13 protein-coding genes are annotated in these 16151 nt (G+C 74.3%); 7 read left to right on the top strand and 6 right to left on the bottom strand.

Annotation, left to right across the window (positions count from 1 at the left end):
* Window positions 1-69 precede the first annotated feature (69 nt).
* On the top strand, window positions 70-1614 hold the full coding sequence (locus tag AC07D6_RS00735; RefSeq protein WP_315876129.1) for a trypsin-like serine protease: 1545 nt from the start codon (window positions 70-72) through the stop codon (window positions 1612-1614).
* Window positions 1615-1906: 292 nt separating this feature from the next.
* On the opposite strand, the gene AC07D6_RS00730 is transcribed toward AC07D6_RS00735, so the two are convergent.
* The 3 genes from AC07D6_RS00730 to AC07D6_RS00720 are packed head-to-tail and all read right to left on the bottom strand — an operon-like array spanning window position 1907 to window position 4835.
* The gene (locus AC07D6_RS00730; protein ID WP_479040931.1) at window positions 1907-3235 is read right to left on the bottom strand and encodes a multidrug effflux MFS transporter; all 1329 of its coding nucleotides are present in this window, start codon (window positions 3233-3235) and stop codon (window positions 1907-1909) included.
* Window positions 3235-4221 carry an amidohydrolase family protein gene (locus AC07D6_RS00725; RefSeq protein ID WP_479040929.1) on the bottom strand — a complete coding sequence of 329 codons (987 nt, stop codon included), beginning with the start codon at window positions 4219-4221 and terminating at the stop codon, window positions 3235-3237. Before AC07D6_RS00725 ends, AC07D6_RS00730 begins: the two co-directional genes overlap by 1 nt.
* A gap of 50 nt (window positions 4222-4271) precedes the next feature.
* A complete protein-coding gene (locus tag AC07D6_RS00720; protein WP_479040927.1) occupies window positions 4272-4835 on the bottom strand; it encodes a quercetin 2,3-dioxygenase in 564 nt (187 codons plus the stop codon).
* A 223-nt stretch (window positions 4836-5058) separates the two neighbouring features.
* Between AC07D6_RS00720 and AC07D6_RS00715 the strand changes: the two genes are divergently transcribed.
* The 3 genes from AC07D6_RS00715 to AC07D6_RS00705 all read left to right on the top strand — a co-directional run bounded on the left by AC07D6_RS00715 (window position 5059) and on the right by AC07D6_RS00705 (window position 8245).
* The gene (locus AC07D6_RS00715; protein WP_479040925.1) at window positions 5059-6021 is read left to right on the top strand and encodes a helix-turn-helix domain-containing protein; all 963 of its coding nucleotides are present in this window, start codon (window positions 5059-5061) and stop codon (window positions 6019-6021) included.
* Window positions 6022-6196: 175 nt separating this feature from the next.
* Window positions 6197-6466: a hypothetical protein gene (locus AC07D6_RS00710; RefSeq protein ID WP_479040923.1), complete on the top strand. Its 270-nt coding sequence runs from the start codon at window positions 6197-6199 to the stop codon at window positions 6464-6466.
* A gap of 192 nt (window positions 6467-6658) precedes the next feature.
* The gene (locus AC07D6_RS00705; protein ID WP_479040921.1) at window positions 6659-8245 is read left to right on the top strand and encodes a carbohydrate-binding protein; all 1587 of its coding nucleotides are present in this window, start codon (window positions 6659-6661) and stop codon (window positions 8243-8245) included.
* A gap of 73 nt (window positions 8246-8318) precedes the next feature.
* Here AC07D6_RS00705 and AC07D6_RS00700 read toward each other — a convergent pair whose 3' ends face one another.
* Window positions 8319-8894 (bottom strand): hypothetical protein, encoded by a 576-nt coding sequence (locus tag AC07D6_RS00700; protein ID WP_479040919.1) that lies wholly within the window; start codon window positions 8892-8894, stop codon window positions 8319-8321.
* A gap of 367 nt (window positions 8895-9261) precedes the next feature.
* On the opposite strand from AC07D6_RS00700, the gene AC07D6_RS00695 reads away from it, so the two are divergent.
* Entirely contained in the window at window positions 9262-10047 is a 786-nt protein-coding gene (locus AC07D6_RS00695) for a sugar phosphate isomerase/epimerase family protein (RefSeq protein WP_479040917.1), read from the top strand.
* Window positions 10048-10376: 329 nt separating this feature from the next.
* Complete coding sequence (locus AC07D6_RS00690) at window positions 10377-11417, top strand: hypothetical protein (RefSeq protein WP_479040915.1); 1041 nt, start codon at window positions 10377-10379, stop codon at window positions 11415-11417.
* A gap of 190 nt (window positions 11418-11607) precedes the next feature.
* On the opposite strand, the gene AC07D6_RS00685 is transcribed toward AC07D6_RS00690, so the two are convergent.
* On the bottom strand, window positions 11608-12387 hold the full coding sequence (locus tag AC07D6_RS00685) for an SDR family NAD(P)-dependent oxidoreductase (RefSeq protein WP_315876138.1): 780 nt from the start codon (window positions 12385-12387) through the stop codon (window positions 11608-11610).
* Window positions 12388-12673: 286 nt separating this feature from the next.
* On the opposite strand from AC07D6_RS00685, the gene AC07D6_RS00680 reads away from it, so the two are divergent.
* A complete protein-coding gene (locus AC07D6_RS00680; protein WP_479040913.1) occupies window positions 12674-14515 on the top strand; it encodes a glycoside hydrolase family 3 protein in 1842 nt (613 codons plus the stop codon).
* 202 nt (window positions 14516-14717) lie between these two features.
* Here the strand turns inward: AC07D6_RS00680 and AC07D6_RS00675 are convergent, their stop codons facing one another.
* Window positions 14718-16142 (bottom strand): S28 family serine protease, encoded by a 1425-nt coding sequence (locus AC07D6_RS00675; protein WP_479040911.1) that lies wholly within the window; start codon window positions 16140-16142, stop codon window positions 14718-14720.
* Between the last annotated feature and the right edge of the window lie 9 nt (window positions 16143-16151).

Raw genomic sequence — 16151 nt, 5'->3', positions numbered from 1 at the left:
GTTCTCCACCCGCCCTTCTGCGCTCCGCCGGCCGGCCGCGCGCAGACCTTCCGTCAAGGAAACAAGGCCATGCGACACACCAGACCCCTGCGCCTCGCCGCGCTCGCCTCGGCCCTCGTCGCGGGTCCGCTCGCACTGTGCGCCGCGCCCGCGGCCGCCGTCACCGGGACCGCCGTCACGGACGACTCCCACGCGTTCACGGCACGGTTGGAGATAGGCGCGGGCGACGCGCTCCGCTCCTGCTCCGGCGCCCTCGTCGACGCCCAGTGGGTGCTGACCGCCGCGTCCTGCTTCACCGGTGGCCTCACCGAACTCGCGGTCGGCAAGCCCGCCGAGAAGACCGTCGCCACGATCGGCCGCGCCGACCTGACCACCACCGGCGGACACGTCAGCGAGATCGTCGAGCTGGTGCCCCACACCGGCCGCGACCTGGTGATGGCGCGCCTCGCCACGCCCGCCACCGGGATCACCCCGGTCGCGGTCTCCACCGCGCCCGTGACCGCCGGTACCGCGCTCACCGCCGCCGGCTACGGCCGCACCAGGACCGAGTGGGCTCCCCTCGCGCTCCACACCGCTTCCTTCACCGCCGACGCGGTCGCCGCCACCACCCTCGACATCACGGGGAAGACCCCGGGCGACGCCGTCTGCAAGGGCGACACCGGCGGCCCCCTGCTGCGGCAGGTGAACGGCGTGCCCGAGCTCGTCGGCGTCAACAGCCGCTCCTGGCAGGGCGGTTGCTTCGGCACCGACGCCGCGGAGACCCGCACGGGCGCCGTCGCCGCCCGCGTCGACGACGTCAGCCACTGGGTCCAGAAGACGCGGCTGGTCCACGGACTGTCGAACGTCACCGACGTGATGACGGCCGCTGACTTCAACGCGGACGGCCGCACCGACATCGCCGCGGTCCTCACGGACGGCGGTCTGCACGCCTTCTACTCCGGCCCCGACGGAACCCTCGGATACGGCCGCAACCTGTGGAAGGACAACGGCTGGAAGACGGTCAAGAAGATCGTCGGCGGTGACTTCAACGGCGACGGCAACACCGACATCGCGGCCATCTCCTCCACGGGGAGCCTCCTGCTGTACCCGGGTACGGGCAGTACCGGGAAGCTGGGGGCGAACGTGAAGATGTGGCCCGACTCGAGCTGGAGCGGAACGGCCCCCATGACCCGCTTCAAGACGGACGCGTCGGGCCGGGACGGCCTGGTGGTCCAGGCGGCGGACGGCGCGCTGCTCGGCTACGTGCCCGGCCCGAACGGGGTCCTGTCCACCACGACCCGGTCGATGTGGCCGGACAAGACGTGGACCAAGAAGACGATCGGGGGCGGGGACTTCAACCTGGACGGCAGGGACGACATCGTCGCCGTCGCCGAGGACGGCAGCCTGCACCTGTACGCGGGCAACGCCAGGGGAACGCTCGACCCCGCCCGCTCCCTGTGGCCCGACAAGTCCTGGATCAACATGAAGGCCGTGTTCGTCGGCGACGTGGACGGCAACGGCAAGGCCGACGTCATCGCCCGGGCGAACAACAACAACTTCTTCCGGTACTCCGGTGACGGTACGGCGCTGGCTCCGGCCCGTCCCCTGTGGCTCACGACGCCGGCGACTTCCTGACCGGCCCCCGGGCAGTCCCGCGCCGCCGTGCCGCCCGGCACGGCGGCGCGGGCTCCGGAGCCCCGGACCGCCCTCCCGCCCCACGGCGTGCCGGTGCCGGTCCGCGCCCTGCCCCTCGGAACGCCCCGGGGCGATCGCCGTCGCGCCGGGCGAAGCGCGCGGAACGCCGTGGCTCCGCCCATGGGACGACCCCCGGACGTCAAGCGCGCTTGAGGACGAGCCCCGCCCGGGTGTGCCCGCCCCCTCCGGGGGTTCCGGCACCCGGGGCGGACGCGCGGGCGCCCGCCGTTCCTCAGCGACCGGCCCCGGTGACCTCCCCGTGGCCCTGCCGGGGGCGGACGAGGAGGACCAGCGCGAGCGCGGCCAGGGCCAGGGAGACGAGCATGACGAGGGCCATCGGCAGGGAGCTGTCCTCGCCGAAGAGGCCGACCAGGGGGGAGGCGACCGCCCCGCACAGGAACTGCAGGCCGCCCAGGAGCGCGGACGCCGCTCCCGGCGCGGCACGGCCGATGTTCTGCCCCAGGCTCATCGTGGCCGGTATGAGCGTGCCGATGCCGCACATCACCACGAAGAGGGTGATCCAGGTCCCGGCCATGGTCTCGCCGAAGGCGGCGGTGACGAGGACCTGGGCCAGCGCGCCGGTGCCGGCGACCGCGACGCCCGCGCTGAGGAGGGTGTTGAGGCGGAAGCGACGGGCGAGCCGGGCGAAGGCGGCGCCACCGAGCAGCATGCCCACGGCGTTGACGGCGAAGACCAGCGAGTAGGTGCCGGTGGTGACGCCGTGGACGTGCTCGAAGACGAAGCTGGACCCGCTGATGTACGCGAACAGGGCGCCGGAGGCCAGGCCCAGGACGAGGACGTAGCCGAGGAAGGCCCGGTCGCGCACCAGGCCCCCCATGGCGCGGTACGTGCCGGCCGGACCGCCGCGGTGGCGGCGCTCGGGCGGCAGGGACTCGGGCACCTTGGTGAGGACGCCGAGCAGCAGCAGGACGCCGACGAGGCAGAGCACGCCGAAGACCGTCCGCCAGGTGGACACGGCGAGGACGGCCCCGCCGAGCACCGGTGCGGCGACCGGGGCGACGCCGAGGATCTGGGAGAGCACCGCGAAGTGGCGGGGGATGTCCGCTCCGGTGAAGCGGTCGGTGATCACGGCCCGGGCGAGCACCATGCCGACGGCCCCGGCGACCCCCTGCAGGAAGCGGGCGGCGATCAGGACGTACACGTCCGGCGCCGCGGCGCAGGCGAGGGAGAAGACGGCGAACCCGGCGGCCCCGCCGAGCAGCAGCCGGCGCCGGCCGAGGCCGTCGCTGAGGGGGCCCAGGAGGAGCTGGCCGACGACCAGGCCCAGTAGGAAGGCCGTCATCGTCAGTTGCACGGCCGAGCTGTTCGTGCGCAGGGCGGCGCCCATCGCGGGGAAGCCCGGCACGTACATGTCGGTCGCCAGCGGGGCGACCGCCGTGAGCGAGCCGAGGACGACCAGGAGGGCGGTGGCCCGGCGGGGCGGTGCGGCCGGACCACCGGGCACGGCCGGGGCACCGGAGCCGGGTGCGGCCGGGGTACCGCGGACGGGCGCCCGGGAGACCTCGCGGGCGCCGCCCCGGGGCGGGGTGGTCCGGGCCATCAGCCGGCCTCGCGGAGGTCGTGGGCGGCGAGGCGGGGAAGGATGCGCCGGGCGTTGGCCGTGGTCAGGGACCGCCAGTCCCCGCCGCCCGGTGCCGGCGCGGCGTCGAGGCCGGCGACGTGGGCCTCCACCCCCGCCGCGGGGGTCCACACGTGGTCGCTGCCGTACAGCAGCCGGTCGGGGTCGGCCAGGCCGAGCAGGGCGGGGAGCTGGCGGGGCAGCGCGGGCCCTGCGAGGTCGTAGTACAGGCGGCGCAGTTGCGCGACCGCGTCGGGCGCCTGGGTGCCCTCGGGCATGAACATCCGCATGAAGCCGTCGACGCGGTCGGCCAGGACCGGCAGGGCGCCGCCGCAGTGCGGAACGATGATCTTCAGGTTCCGGTGGCGCTCCAGCGCTCCGGCCAGGAGGAGGTCGGTGACGGTGCGGGCCGTGTCGAAGACGAACTCGATCATGGGCCTGGGGCGGCCGAGGGCGGACCGCTCCCAGCACACCGGCGAGGTCGGGTGGAGGAAGACGACCGCGCCGCGCCGGTCGAGCTCCGCCCAGACCGGCTCCAGCGCCGGGTCGCCGAGGTAGGTGCCGTGGGTGTTGGTCTCCAGGACCACGCCGTCGGCGCCGAGCACGTCGAAGGCGTGGGCGGTCTCCTCCAGGGCGCCGTCGACGTCCGGGAGGGGCAGGGAGGCGAACAGCCCGAAGCGGCCCGGGTGCTCCCGGACGGCCTCGGCGCCGGCCTCGTTGACCTCGCGGGCCAGGCGGCGGGCGGAGGCGTCGTCACCGAAGTGCACGCCCGGCGAGGAGATCGAGAGCATCGCGGCGTCGATGCCGCACCGGTCCATCACCTCCAGGTGGGCGGCGGCCGACCAGGAGGGCCAGGCGGGGACGCCGTCGGGCATCGTGTGGCCGGCCTCCTTCGCCGTGCGGACGTAGGAGTCGGTCACGAAGTGGGCGTGTACGTCGACGAGGCCGACGGTGCCGTCGGGAGCCAAGGGGGCCTTCTTCCGGTAGGGGACGTGTACGGCTGGGCTGGCGGGCGGGGTCAGCTCCCCGACGAACGCCACTGGTGGTCGGGGAGGAAGGTCACGTCGTACTGCTGGGGGACGGTGGCGAACTTGCCGGGTTCGGGGACGACCGGTTCGCGGGGCAGGGTGAGCGCGTCGGTGGGGGCGCCGAAGTTCTCGAAGAACCGCTCGAAGGTGCCGCCGGGGCCGGCGGCCACGCCGACGACCCGGCTGTGGTGGCGCTCCATGCGGTAGGCGTGCGGACAGTTCTTGGGCACGAAGCCGAAGTCGCCCGGGGTGAGGAGCTTCTCGTGCTGGTTGCCTTCGAGGTCCTCGACGAAGAGGCGCACCGCGCCGTCGGTGACGTAGAAGACCTCGTGGGTGTCGGGGTGGGAGTGGGCCGGGATGATGTTGCCCTTGGGGCCCTCGACGGTGAAGAAGTTGAAGGTGTTCTCGGTCTGCTCGCCGCCCGCGTAGACGGTGATCAGGTCGCCGAAGAGGTGGGCGCGGTCGCCGTGCCCCTTCTCGATGAAGTAGGGGGTGCCCGGCTCGGCGGGGATGTGGGAGCGGGTGCGGTAGCGGGTGGCGTACTCGATGGTCATCTGCGGTCTCCCGGTCGTCGTGGAGGGGGCCCGCACGCGGGGCCGCGGGGATGGCCGCGCGCCGCGGTGCCGGCGCGGGAGGCGGCCGGGACCGGCCGTGTCTGACGGTTTCGGTCACCCGGGTCTTCGGGCGCTTTGCCTCCCCCGGGCGTACGGGCCGCTCTCCAGCCCTTTTCACGCTAGTGCCGGGTGTCGGCCCGACCGCCTACACTCGGGACACGCCATGAAGAAAAACGGACAGACCGCGGAGGAGCCGCCTCCGCGTGACATCGCGGCCGTCCCCTACCGGCCGACGCCGGGCACCCCGCCGGGCATCGAGGTGGTGCCGCTCGACCGCCTCGCCGAACGCGCACACGGCCACGGCATCGACCCCTACCGGCCCAGCCGTCCGGTCTTCCACCTGCTGATCCACGTGCGGGCCGGTGTCGCGCGCTGCTCGGTCGACTTCGCCGCGGACGCGATCCCGCCCGGCGGCTGGCTGTGGGTGCGGCCCGGGCAGGTCGTGCAGTTCCTCTCCCCGCTGGACCGCACCGAGGGCACGGTGGTCGTCTTCCCGGCCGGTTTCCTCAGCGGCACCACCGCCGTCCTCACCGCCGCAGCCGGACCCGCCCCGCGCCGGCACGTGACCCCCACCGCCCGGCACGCCGGGTCGCTGCGCCGCGTCCTCGACGCGCTCGAAAACGAGTACGCCCACCTCTCCGACCTGCCCCTGACGGCCCACATCGAGACGATGCGCCACCTGCTGTCCGCCCTCCTGATCCGCCTCGCCCACGTGGACGGCTCCGCGCTCCCGGAGGGCGCGGCCGGCGAGCCGTTCCGCCGCTTCCGCGAGGCCGTCGAGCAGGACTTCGCGCGCACCCACCGCGTCGAGGACTACGCCGCCCGCCTCGGCTACAGCACGCGCACCCTCACCCGCGCCACCCGGGCCGCCGCCGGATGCGGCGCCAAACGCCTCATCGACGACCGGGTGCTCCTGGAGGCCAAACGCCTCCTCGTCCACACCGCCCTGTCCCCCGCCGCCATCGGCGACCGCGTCGGCTTCACGCACCCCACCGCCTTCAGCGCCTTCTTCCGCCGGCGCACCGGCACCACCCCCACCGGCTTCCGCGCCCTGGCCGCCGGCGCGCCCACCGCGCCGCACACCGCGGGAGGACCGCCCGCCGACGGCCGGACCGCGCCCGGATAGCCTGCCCGCACGGGCACGGCACGAGCACGGTCGACGGGCACGGGCACGGTCGACGGGCACGGTCGACGGGCACGGGCACGGCACGAGCACGGTCGACGGGCACGGGCACGGTCAACGGGCTGCCGGACGCGGCGCGCGCCCGGGCGGAGGGCCGACTCCCCGGCGGGGAAGCACCGTGGAAGCCGCACCGCTGCGGGGCGGCTGGACCTCGCGGACGCGGCGCCCGGAGGCGGACGGGCCCGGCGGGCGCCGCTCGCTGGTCCTGCAGTCGTTCGTCGAGCCGTTCCTCGTCCGGCCCGACCTTCTCCGTACGGCCCGCCCTTCTCCGTACGTCGAGCCGTTCTCCGTACGGCACGCCGAGGGGCCGCTGTCCCGCGAGGCCGACGTCCTGCGGCTCCCCGGCCGTACGGGCGTGCCCGCCGCCGGGCCGGTGGCCGTGGAGTGACGGGCGGGTGAGGGGCGGACGACGGGCGGATGGCGCGCAGGGGTCGCGTTCGAAAGTTTCCCTTCGTACGCGGTGATTGACGTGCCCATGGCGCACTCCTAGCTTAGCAAGCGCTTTCCATCTCTCGTGCCGAGAGCCGCACTCCCCTGCCTGCGCCCCGCAGGCGACCACGGAGAAGGACGAGGATCCCCCATGAAGACGAAATCCACGCTGTCCGCGCTGGCGTGCGCCGCCCTGGCGGCCGGTACCGTCGTGGTGCTGCCCGCCACCGCGTCGGCCGCGCCGATCCGTTACGAGGCCGAGCGCGCGCCCGCCACCTGCGACGGCAGCGTCGACACCAACCACGCCGGGTACTCCGGGACCGGCTTCTGCAACGGCCGCAACGCCGTCGGCGCGGCCCTGCAGTTCACGGTGGACGCCCCGCAGGCCGGCACCGCGACGCTGACGGTCCGCTACGCCAACGGGACCACCACCCCGCGGCCCGCGAACCTCACGGTCAACGGCGCGTCGGCCGGGTCGTCGACGTTCGCCGGCACCGGCGCCTGGGCGACCTGGGCGACGGCGACGTTCACCGTCCCGCTGAACGCGGGGAGCAACACCGTCCGGTTCGTCCCCACCACCGCCGAGGGCCTGGCCAACATCGACGCCCTGGACGTGGAGACGGGCGGCGGTACGACCACCCCGCCGCCCCCGGGCAACGCCCTGTACGTGGCGCCGAACGGCACCGACGGCGCCGCCGGCACGGAGTCGGCGCCGACGACGCTCGCCTCGGCGATCAACCGCATCACCCCCGGCGGCACCATCTACGTGCGCGGCGGCACGTACCGCTTCTCGCAGACCGTCACCATCCCGGCCGGCAAGAACGGCACGGCGAGCGCCCGGACGAAGCTGGCCGCGTACCCGGGCGAGACGCCGGTGCTGAACTTCTCCGCCATGGCGGAGGACCCGGCCAACCGCGGGCTCGCCCTCAACGCGTCGTACTGGCACGTCAACGGCCTCGTCGTCGAGCGCGCCGGCGACAACGGCATCTTCGTGGGCGGCAGCAACAACGTCATCGAGCGCACGGTGACCCGCTTCAACCGCGACACCGGCCTCCAGCTCTCGCGGGCGGCCTCCACCACCCCGCGCGACCAGTGGCCGTCCCACAACCTCGTCCTGAGCGCGGAGTCGCACGACAACGCCGACTCGGACGGCGAGGACGCCGACGGCTTCGCCGCGAAGCTCACCGTCGGCCCCGGCAACGTCTTCCGGTACGCCGTGGCCCACAACAACATCGACGACGGCTGGGACCTGTACACCAAGACGGACACCGGCCCCATCGGCCCGGTGACCATCGAGGACTCCCTCGCCTACGAGAACGGCACCCTCTCCGACGGCACGCAGAACACCGCCGGTGACCGCAACGGCTACAAGCTGGGCGGCGAGGACATCGGCGTCGACCACGTCGTGCGGCGCAGCATCGCGTACGACAACGGCAAGCACGGGTTCACGTACAACCGCAACCCGGGCTCGATGACCGTGTCGAACAACCTCAGCGTCGACAACGCCCAGCGCAACTACACCTGGGAGGCCGGGTCCTCGGTGTTCCGGAACAACACCTCGTGCCGCAGCGGCAGCGGCACGAACGACAAGGTCGTGGGCAACGTCGACGCCACGAACCAGTTCTGGACCGGCACGAACGGCTCCCGCTGCTCCTCCTACACCGGCGCCCTGACCTGGACGTACGCCTCCGACGGCCGCCTGGTCGTCTCCTTGGGCGGCCGGGTGGTCAGCCTGTAGGCACCCGTGGTCGCACGCCCTGCCCCGTCCGGACCGTCCGGACGGGGCAGGGTCCGTCAGGGCGCCGCGCCCCCTACGCGGCCGTCAGTCCGAGCGACCTGAGGACGGGCCGGGGCACGTCCGCGTCCTCCAACTCGTCGACCACGCGGAGGATGTGGTCGGCCAGCACCATGTCACGGGCCACCGGGGCGATGTCGTCCCCGATGCCCCGCAGGTAGGCGGCGATCTTCGACCAGGAGTAGAAGGCCGTGCCGGCCGTTTCCACTTCCGGCGCCGGGAACCCCCCGCTCCCGCGCTGGCCGCGCGCGAGCTGCACCAGCGACTGGCGGCTCCGCGCGCACCGCTGGGCCGCCTCGCCCAGCGTCACGACGTCATCGTGCCGCACGCCTACCGCGCGTAGCCCGGGGACGAGTCTGATGTCCCGGGCCACCTGGGCGATCGCCTCCAGGAGCGTCGGCGCCTCCACGTCGCACACGAGCTCCCGCAACGCCGGGTCGTCCGCCCTGTGGTGCGCGTGGCGGCTCGGTTCCTCGGGGCCCAGCACGTACGAGACGGAACCGTCCGCGAAGGCCTCGCAGTGGTCGAACGCGTCGGCCTGCTCGGGGGTGAGCGGCTGGTTGAGCCGGAGGACGAAGCTCCACTCGGGCATGGCGCACTCCTTCCGATCAGTGCTGGTGGGCGTGCACGAATCTATCGATTTTCTTCGCCTCGTTACCGGGACTGCGCGGAGTGCCGTGCACGGTGAGCCGTTGGCCGCAGCCACAGCAGACCACCCAGCCCCATCGGTGGCCGTTCTCGTCGGGTAGGACGTGGAGGCCGGCCCGCTTCGCCCGGTCCAGTGCGGCGGCGACGTCTCGGCACTGGTGCCGACCTTTGGAGATCACGACTTCAACCGCACGGCCGGCCGTTGCGCATATGCAACACCTTGAGGGGTGAAGGCGTTCTCCGCCGGCCCCCGCGATCGCGGTGGGCGTGCGCGGCGGCGTGGAAGCCGCGCAGGGGGGTAGCTTCGGGGGATGAAGTTCGCGTTTTCCACCCTCGGGGTGCCCGGAATGGCTGTCGGTGACGTGGTGCGGTTGGCCGGGGAGGCCGGGTGCCGGGGGGTCGAGTTGCGGGCGCACCCCGAGGAGCCCGTGCACCCCGGGCTCGTCGCGCACGAACGGCGGGCGGTCGCGCGGGAGTTCGCCGCCGCCGGGGTCGACGTCCTCTGCGTCGCCGGGTACGCGCGCGTGGCTGCCGAGGGGGACGACGACGCCGTGTACGAGGAGCTGCACCGGCTGATCCACCTGGCGGCCGACCTCGGGGCGCCGTTCGTGCGGGTCTTCCCCGGGGGCGGCGAGCAACCGCGGGACCGTGCCGACGCCGTCGCCGCCCGGCGGCTCGGGGCCGCCGCCGAGGTCGCCGCCGAGACCGGCGTGCGCATCCTGCTGGAGAACCACGACTCGCACCCTGCGGGCGCCGACACCGCCCGGGTCGTCGCCGCCGTGGGCCACCCCCACGTGGGCGTGGTGTGGGACGTGATGCACGCCTGGCGGGCCGGTGAGGAGCCCGCGCGGACGTACGGGCTGCTGGAGCCCTACCTCGGGTATGTGCAGGTCAAGGACTGTGCCGGGCGTGACGACACGACACCGGTGCCGCTCGGTGCCGGCGCCCTGCCGCTGCGCGCGTGCGTCGCGCCGGTCGGACCGGACGGCTGGTTCTGCTGGGAGTACGAGAAGCGGTGGTACCCCGACGTCCCCGAACTGCCCGCCCTGCTCGCGGCCGGGCGCGCCCACGTCGAGGGGCTGCTCGCCACCGGGTGAGGCCCGGTCCCGGCGCCGGGGCGGGCGGTGACGGCCGTACGGGGTGACGGCCCCGTGCCGGGGCCGCGTACGGCCTCGGCGCCCTGGCGCGGGATGCGGCGCCCCGGCGGTAGAGCGGCGGCGGGGACGCGGATCTCCGGCGCGTCGCGCCGTCCGCCCGGCGGGGACGGGGTTGGGGCTCCACGCACCGGGCCCGGGGCGGCTCCGGGGCGGGCGGGGCGGCTCCGGGACGGGCGGTGACTGGCGGGGGGTCGGCGGAACGCGATAGGAGTGGACCGGTATCCGCCGGCCCGCCGCCGCAGGCGCGCCATCCAGGAGGGGACGTCGTCGTGTCGTTCGGGGGACAGAATCCACACGGAGGCGACCCGTACGCGGGCCATCCGTACGGCGGCGACCCCTACGGCAACCCGTACGTGCCGGGGCCGCGCCCGCCGTACCAGCAGCCGTACCCCTACCCCCACCCCCACCAGCACCCGTACCGGTCCCCGCATCCGTACCCCTACCGGCCGCCGCTGTGGCAGCGGTTCCGGGAGGACGAGTGGCCGACCCTGCGGGAGCTGCTCGGGTACATGAGCGGGGGGAGGGCGCTGCTGTGGGTGCCGTTCGTCTGCTGCGTGTGGCCCGCGCTCGCGATCCTGGTCGGCTACCCGATGGCCCGCGCGGCGCGCAGGAAGGCTCGGCAGGTCTTCCCGTACGACGCGCGCCGGATCGGGGACCCGGACATCGCGCGCGTGCAGAAGGCCAGGGCCTGGGCGGCGGCCGTCGCGTCGCTGCTGATCCTCGCCGTCTACGGGACGGCGGAAGACTGGGACCAGGCGCAGGATCAGTACCTCATGCGGCTCGCGCTCACCCCGTGGCTGCTGCTGCTCAGCACGCCCGTGGTGGTCCTCGTCCTGTTCCGGCTGTCGCCGCCGGTGGCCCGGCCGGGGATGCGGGCGGGGCTGCGGCCGGCGGTCCGCTCGGTCCTGTGGTACTTCGGGGCGCTCACCGCGACGCCGCTGCTCGCCTGGGGCAGCGTCCTGGTCAGCAGTGCGATGCGGGGGCGGGTGCCCGATCCGGTCGCGGCGCTGATGGGTCTTTCGGTGCTGGTGGTGATGGCGGGAACGGGGTTGTTCCTGGTGTTCTCGTCGGGCCGGGCGGTGCGCAGCGCGTTCAACACGACGGAGGTACACGCCGCGTTGCCCGCGCTGCTGACGGGCGTCCTCGTGTGGGAGATGGCGGCTGTCAACCTCGCCTACGGCGGCCCGCCGCCGGGCCCGCCGCTGGTGCAGGTCTGCGCCCTGCTCGGCGGCCCGGCGTCGGTGTCGGCCGTGGCGTGGTGGGAGATGCGGCAACTGCGCCTCCGGTACGGGGTGACCGTGCGCGGCTGAGCCCGGGCCACCGGACCACCGAAGGCCAGGCCGCCGAAGCGCCAGGCCATCAGAGCCCCGGAGAGCCCGGCCGCCGAAGCGCCAGCCGTCAGGCCGACCGGAGCGCCAGGCCACCGGGGCCCCGGAGAGCCGGATCACCAGGCCGCCGGAGCACCGGGCCGCCAGGCCGACCGGAGCGCCGGGCCGCCGTTCAGTGTGCGTGGAAGCCGCCGTCGACGTACACCGACTGGCCCGTGACGTACGCCGAGGCGCGGCTCGCCAGGAACACGGCCGCGCCCGCGAAGTCCTCGGGCACCCCGTTGCGGCCGACGAGGGTCCGCTTCGCCAGGGCCTCGACCGTGTCGGGGTCGGACTGGAGCCGCGCGTTGAGCGGGGTCAGGACGAAGCCGGGCACGAGGGTGTTGCAGGTGACGCCGTGCGGCGACCACGCCTCCGCCTGGGAGCGGGCCAGCGACTCCAGGCCGCCCTTGGACACCCCGTACGCGCCGCTCTGGACGAACGCGCGGTGCGCCTGCTGGGAGGTGACGTGGATGATCCGGCCGAAGCCGCGCTCGGCCATGCCGGGCCCGAACCGCTGGCCCAGCAGGAACGGCGCCTCCAGGTTCACCGCCATCGTCGTGTCCCACACGTCCTCGCCGATCTCGCCCATCGGGGGACGCAGGTTGACCCCGGCGCAGTTCACCAGGATGTCCGGCTCCCCGAACACGGCGGCGGCCCGCTCGGCCGCCTCCCGCACGCCGTCGCGCGTGGCGAGGTCGGCGCTGACCCAGGCGGCGCGGCAGCCGTCCGCCTCCAGCTCCTCCACCGTCGCGGCCAGCTCCGCCTCCCGCCGGGCGACGACCACGACGCTCGCACCCGCGCGGGCCAGCGCCCCCGCGACGGCCCGGCCGATGCCGGAACTGCCGCCCGTGACCAGGGCGACATGGCCGTCCAGCGAGAAGAGTTCGGAGAGGTACGTCTGCGAGTTCATGCCCGCCACCCTAGGCGGGCACCCTCCCGGAACCGGTGGCGGGCCCGGCCCCGGCGCCCGCGCCGTGTCCGGCACTCAGGCCACGTGCCCGGCGCTCAGGCCGCCTGTCCGGCACTCAGGCCCCGGGTCCGGCACCCAGGCCGCCTGTCCGGCACTCAGGTCGTCGGGCGGCGCCGGGCGCGGGTCCGTCCTGCGCGCGTCCTTGACCTGGAAGTTACTTTCGCCTACGTGTGACACCTTGGAAGTTTCCTTCACCCCTCGTCACGCACGGCCGGAAGGAGCACCAGTGCACCACCGCGCCACCTCCAGACGTACCGTCCTCGCCGCGACCGCCGCCGCTGCCGCCGCCACCGGGGTCACCGCCCCGCGGGCCGCCGCCGCACCCGTCCCCCCGCCCGCCGCCGCGGGCGACGGCGACGGGGAGGAGCGGAGGCTCGCGCGGATCGTCTCCCGCATGAGCCTTGAGGAGAAGGTCGGCCAGTTGTTCGTCATGCGGGTGTACGGGCACTCCGCCACCCACCCCGACCAGGCCGACGTCGACGCCAACCTCCGCGAGATCGGCGTCCGCACCGCCGCCGAGCTGATCGCCAAGTACCACGTCGGCGGCATCATCTACTTCGCGTGGGCGCACAACACGCGCGACCCGCACCAGATCGCCGAGCTGTCCAACGGCATCCAGCGGGCCGCGCTCGCCCAGCGGACCCCCGTCCCGGTGCTCGTCTCGACCGACCAGGAGCACGGCATCGTCGCGCGCGTGGGCGAGCCCGCGACGCTGCTGCCCGGCGCGATGGCGCTCGGCGCGTCCGGCGCGCGCGACGTGGCCCGGCGCGCCGCGCACATCGCCGGCGCCGAACTGGCCGCGCTGGGCATCCGCCAGAACTACGCGCCCGTGGCGGACGTGAACGTCGACCCGGCCAACCCCGTCATCGGCGTACGGTCCTTCGGGGCCGACCCGCGGGCCGTGGCCCGGATGGTCGCCGCGCAGGTGAAGGGGTACCAGGGCGCCGGTGTCGCGGCGACCGCCAAGCACTTCCCCGGCCACGGCGACACGACCGACGACAGCCACACCAAGCTGCCGTACATCCACCACACGCGCGAGGAGTGGGAGACCCTGGACGCGCCGCCGTTCCGGTCGGCGATCGCCGCCGGGATCGACTCGGTGATGACCGCGCACATCGTCGTGCCGTCCCTCGACCCGTCGGAGGACCCGGCGACCCTGTCGCGGCCCATCCTCACCGGCATCCTGCGGGAGCGGCTCGGCTACGACGGGGTGGTGGTGACCGACTCGCTCGGCATGGAGGGCGTCCGCACCAAGTACGGCGACGACCGGGTGCCGGTGCTGGCGCTGAAGGCGGGCTGCGACCAGTTGCTCAACCCGCCGGACCTGGACCTGGCCTGGAACGCCGTGCTGGACGCCGTGCGGGGCGGTGAGATCGACGAGGACCGGCTGGACGAATCGATTCTCCGCGTCCTGCGGCTCAAGGCGCGCCTGGGGCTCCTGCGCGACCCCTACGTCACCCGCGAGGGGGTGGACCGGGTCGTCGGCAAGCAGGCCCACCTCGACGCGGCCGACCGGATCACGGAGACGACCACGACGCTGCTGCTCAACGAGGGCGGGCTGCTGCCGCTCAACCGGCTCACCCAACGCGACCTGCTCGTCATCGGCGCCGACCCGGCGTCGCCGTCGGGGACGACGGGTCCGCCGACCGCGACGCTCGCCGCGGCCCTCACGGAGCTCGGCTTCACCGCGACCGCCCTGTCCACGGGCACCGCCCCGTCCGCCGCCCGCATCGAGCAGGCGGTCGCGGCGGCGGCCGGCAAGGACGCGGTCGTCGTCGGCACGTACAACGTGTCGGCGGGGAGCGCGCAGCGCACCCTCGTCGCGCGGCTCGTCGCGACGGGCGTCCCCGTCGTCACGGTGGCCATCCGCAACCCGTACGACATCGCGCACCTGACGGGCCAGCGGGCGACGCTCGCCGCGTACGCGTGGACCGACGTGGAGCTGCGGGCCGCCGCCCGGGTCATCGCCGGCCGCGCCCGCCCGGAGGGCCGCCTGCCGGTGCCGGTGCAGCGCGCGGACGACCCGTCGCGGGTGCTGTACCCGATCGGGTACGGCCTGTCGTACTGACCCGGGGTGACGTGCGCGGGGCGCGCGCGCCGGCTTCGGTGCCGGCGCACGCGCCCCGTTCGGGTCCCGCGGTGCCACAGGCGGCCCCCGTGCCACAGGCAGCCCCCGTGCCACAGGTGGCCCCTGTGGCACGAGCGGCCACCGTGGCACGGACGGTCACCGTGTCACGGGTGGCCCTCCTGTCACGGGCGATCCCCCGGTGTCACGGGCGGAGTTGCGGCTCGCGCTGGATGTCGCGCTTGTCGAGCCGGGCGTCGTACCGGGCGAGCGGTTCGGCGCGCTCCGGGTCGGCCTGGACGGCGGCCGGGGCGACGCCCGCCCACTGCAGGAGCTTCGCCGTGGCGAGGTCCCGGTCCCGCTCGGACAGGCCGGCGATGCTGGCGCCGTGGTTGGCGCCGGGCGCGGTGAGGACGTAGCTGTCCTTCGCGCCCCGGTCGACGCGGAACGGCTCGGCGCTCCACGGGTCGCGCTCGCCGTTGACGAACAGCATGCGGCGGGCGTTGTGGCGGACCCACGTGTCGACGTCGCGCATCACCCACGGCTTGAACCGCACCGGGATCTCGTCCGGCACGAAGGTGTGCGCGGGCTGGTAGCCGTAGCGGCTGAGGCCGTCGAGGTGGCGCATGCGCATGCTCGGCGAGCCGAGCTCGGTGGCCGCCTGGTAGTAGTACGGCGTGTACGGCTCCAGGCCCTGGTCGGTGTAGAAGGACCAGCCGGAGTACGCGTCGATCGTCTCGTACACGGCGTCGTCGGTGGCGGTGGCGGCGTCCGGGACGCTCGCGCAGTCCTGCTCGCCCCAGTACTGCCAGAACGCCCAGACGAAGTCGAGGACGACGGCCTCGTACGCCTTGTCGACGCTGCCGACGGTGCGGAAGGTGGCGCCCTCGGCGGCGGCCCACTCCTGGTACCGCTTCCTCAGCGGCTCGCGGCGGACGAGGGCCTCGCGCTGGAGGGCGTTGAGCCGGTCGCGGCACTCCTGGCTGCCGACGGTCGCGAAGAAGCGGTCGTAGGCGGAGTCCTCCTTCTCGACGACGTCGTTGGGGGCGACGTACGCGACGACGGCGTCCATGTCGTGCGGATAGAACCGCTCGTAGTACGTGGCGGTCATGCCGCCCTTCGAGCCGCCCGTGGCGACCCACTTGCGGTCGTAGACGCCCTTCAGCGCCGTGAACAGCCGGTGCTGGTCGGAGGCGGCCTGCCAGATGTCCAGCTTGGACCAGTCGGCGGGCCGGGGGCGGGAGGGGGTGAAGAAGCGGTACTCCAGGGAGACCTGGTTGCCGTCGGTGATCCGGGTCGGCTCGGAGCGGCGGGGCTCGGTGTTGAGGCCGTAGCCGCTGGTGAAGAAGACCGTGGGCCGGCTGGTGTCCTTGTGCAGCAGGGTGAGCCGCTGCTGGAAGGTGCCGCGGGAGGGGCGGCGGTGGTCGACCGGCTGGGTGTAGTTCAGGACGAAGAAGCGGTAGCCGGGGTAGGGCTTCTCCTCGACGAGGGACATGCCGGGGATCGCGAGGACGCGGTCCTTGATGTCCGGGGCGGTGCTGTCCCGGCCGGCGGCGGTGGCCGTGCCGACCGTGCTCAGGGTGCCTATGAGCACCACGAGCGACAGCAGCCGTCTGAGCGTCGTGCGCATGCGCTGCCT

Source organism: Streptomyces sp. NPDC045287, from assembly GCF_056432325.1.
Note: the sequence above shows the minus strand (reverse complement) of the source record. Positions and strands in the feature narration are given on the sequence as shown.

What these genes read in the sequence shown, in the direction of transcription:
- AC07D6_RS00720 (WP_479040927.1), bottom strand. Translation starts at nt 4,835, where the DNA reads ATGACCATCGAGTACGCCACCCGCTACCGCACCCGCTCCCACATCCCC.
- AC07D6_RS00705 (WP_479040921.1), top strand. Translation starts at nt 6,659, where the DNA reads ATGAAGACGAAATCCACGCTGTCCGCGCTGGCGTGCGCCGCCCTGGCG.
- AC07D6_RS00675 (WP_479040911.1), bottom strand. Translation starts at nt 16,142, where the DNA reads ATGCGCACGACGCTCAGACGGCTGCTGTCGCTCGTGGTGCTCATAGGC.
- AC07D6_RS00685 (WP_315876138.1), bottom strand. Translation starts at nt 12,387, where the DNA reads ATGAACTCGCAGACGTACCTCTCCGAACTCTTCTCGCTGGACGGCCAT.
- AC07D6_RS00735 (WP_315876129.1), top strand. Translation starts at nt 70, where the DNA reads ATGCGACACACCAGACCCCTGCGCCTCGCCGCGCTCGCCTCGGCCCTC.
- AC07D6_RS00730 (WP_479040931.1), bottom strand. Translation starts at nt 3,235, where the DNA reads ATGGCCCGGACCACCCCGCCCCGGGGCGGCGCCCGCGAGGTCTCCCGG.
- AC07D6_RS00695 (WP_479040917.1), top strand. Translation starts at nt 9,262, where the DNA reads ATGAAGTTCGCGTTTTCCACCCTCGGGGTGCCCGGAATGGCTGTCGGT.
- AC07D6_RS00700 (WP_479040919.1), bottom strand. Translation starts at nt 8,894, where the DNA reads ATGCCCGAGTGGAGCTTCGTCCTCCGGCTCAACCAGCCGCTCACCCCC.
- AC07D6_RS00715 (WP_479040925.1), top strand. Translation starts at nt 5,059, where the DNA reads ATGAAGAAAAACGGACAGACCGCGGAGGAGCCGCCTCCGCGTGACATC.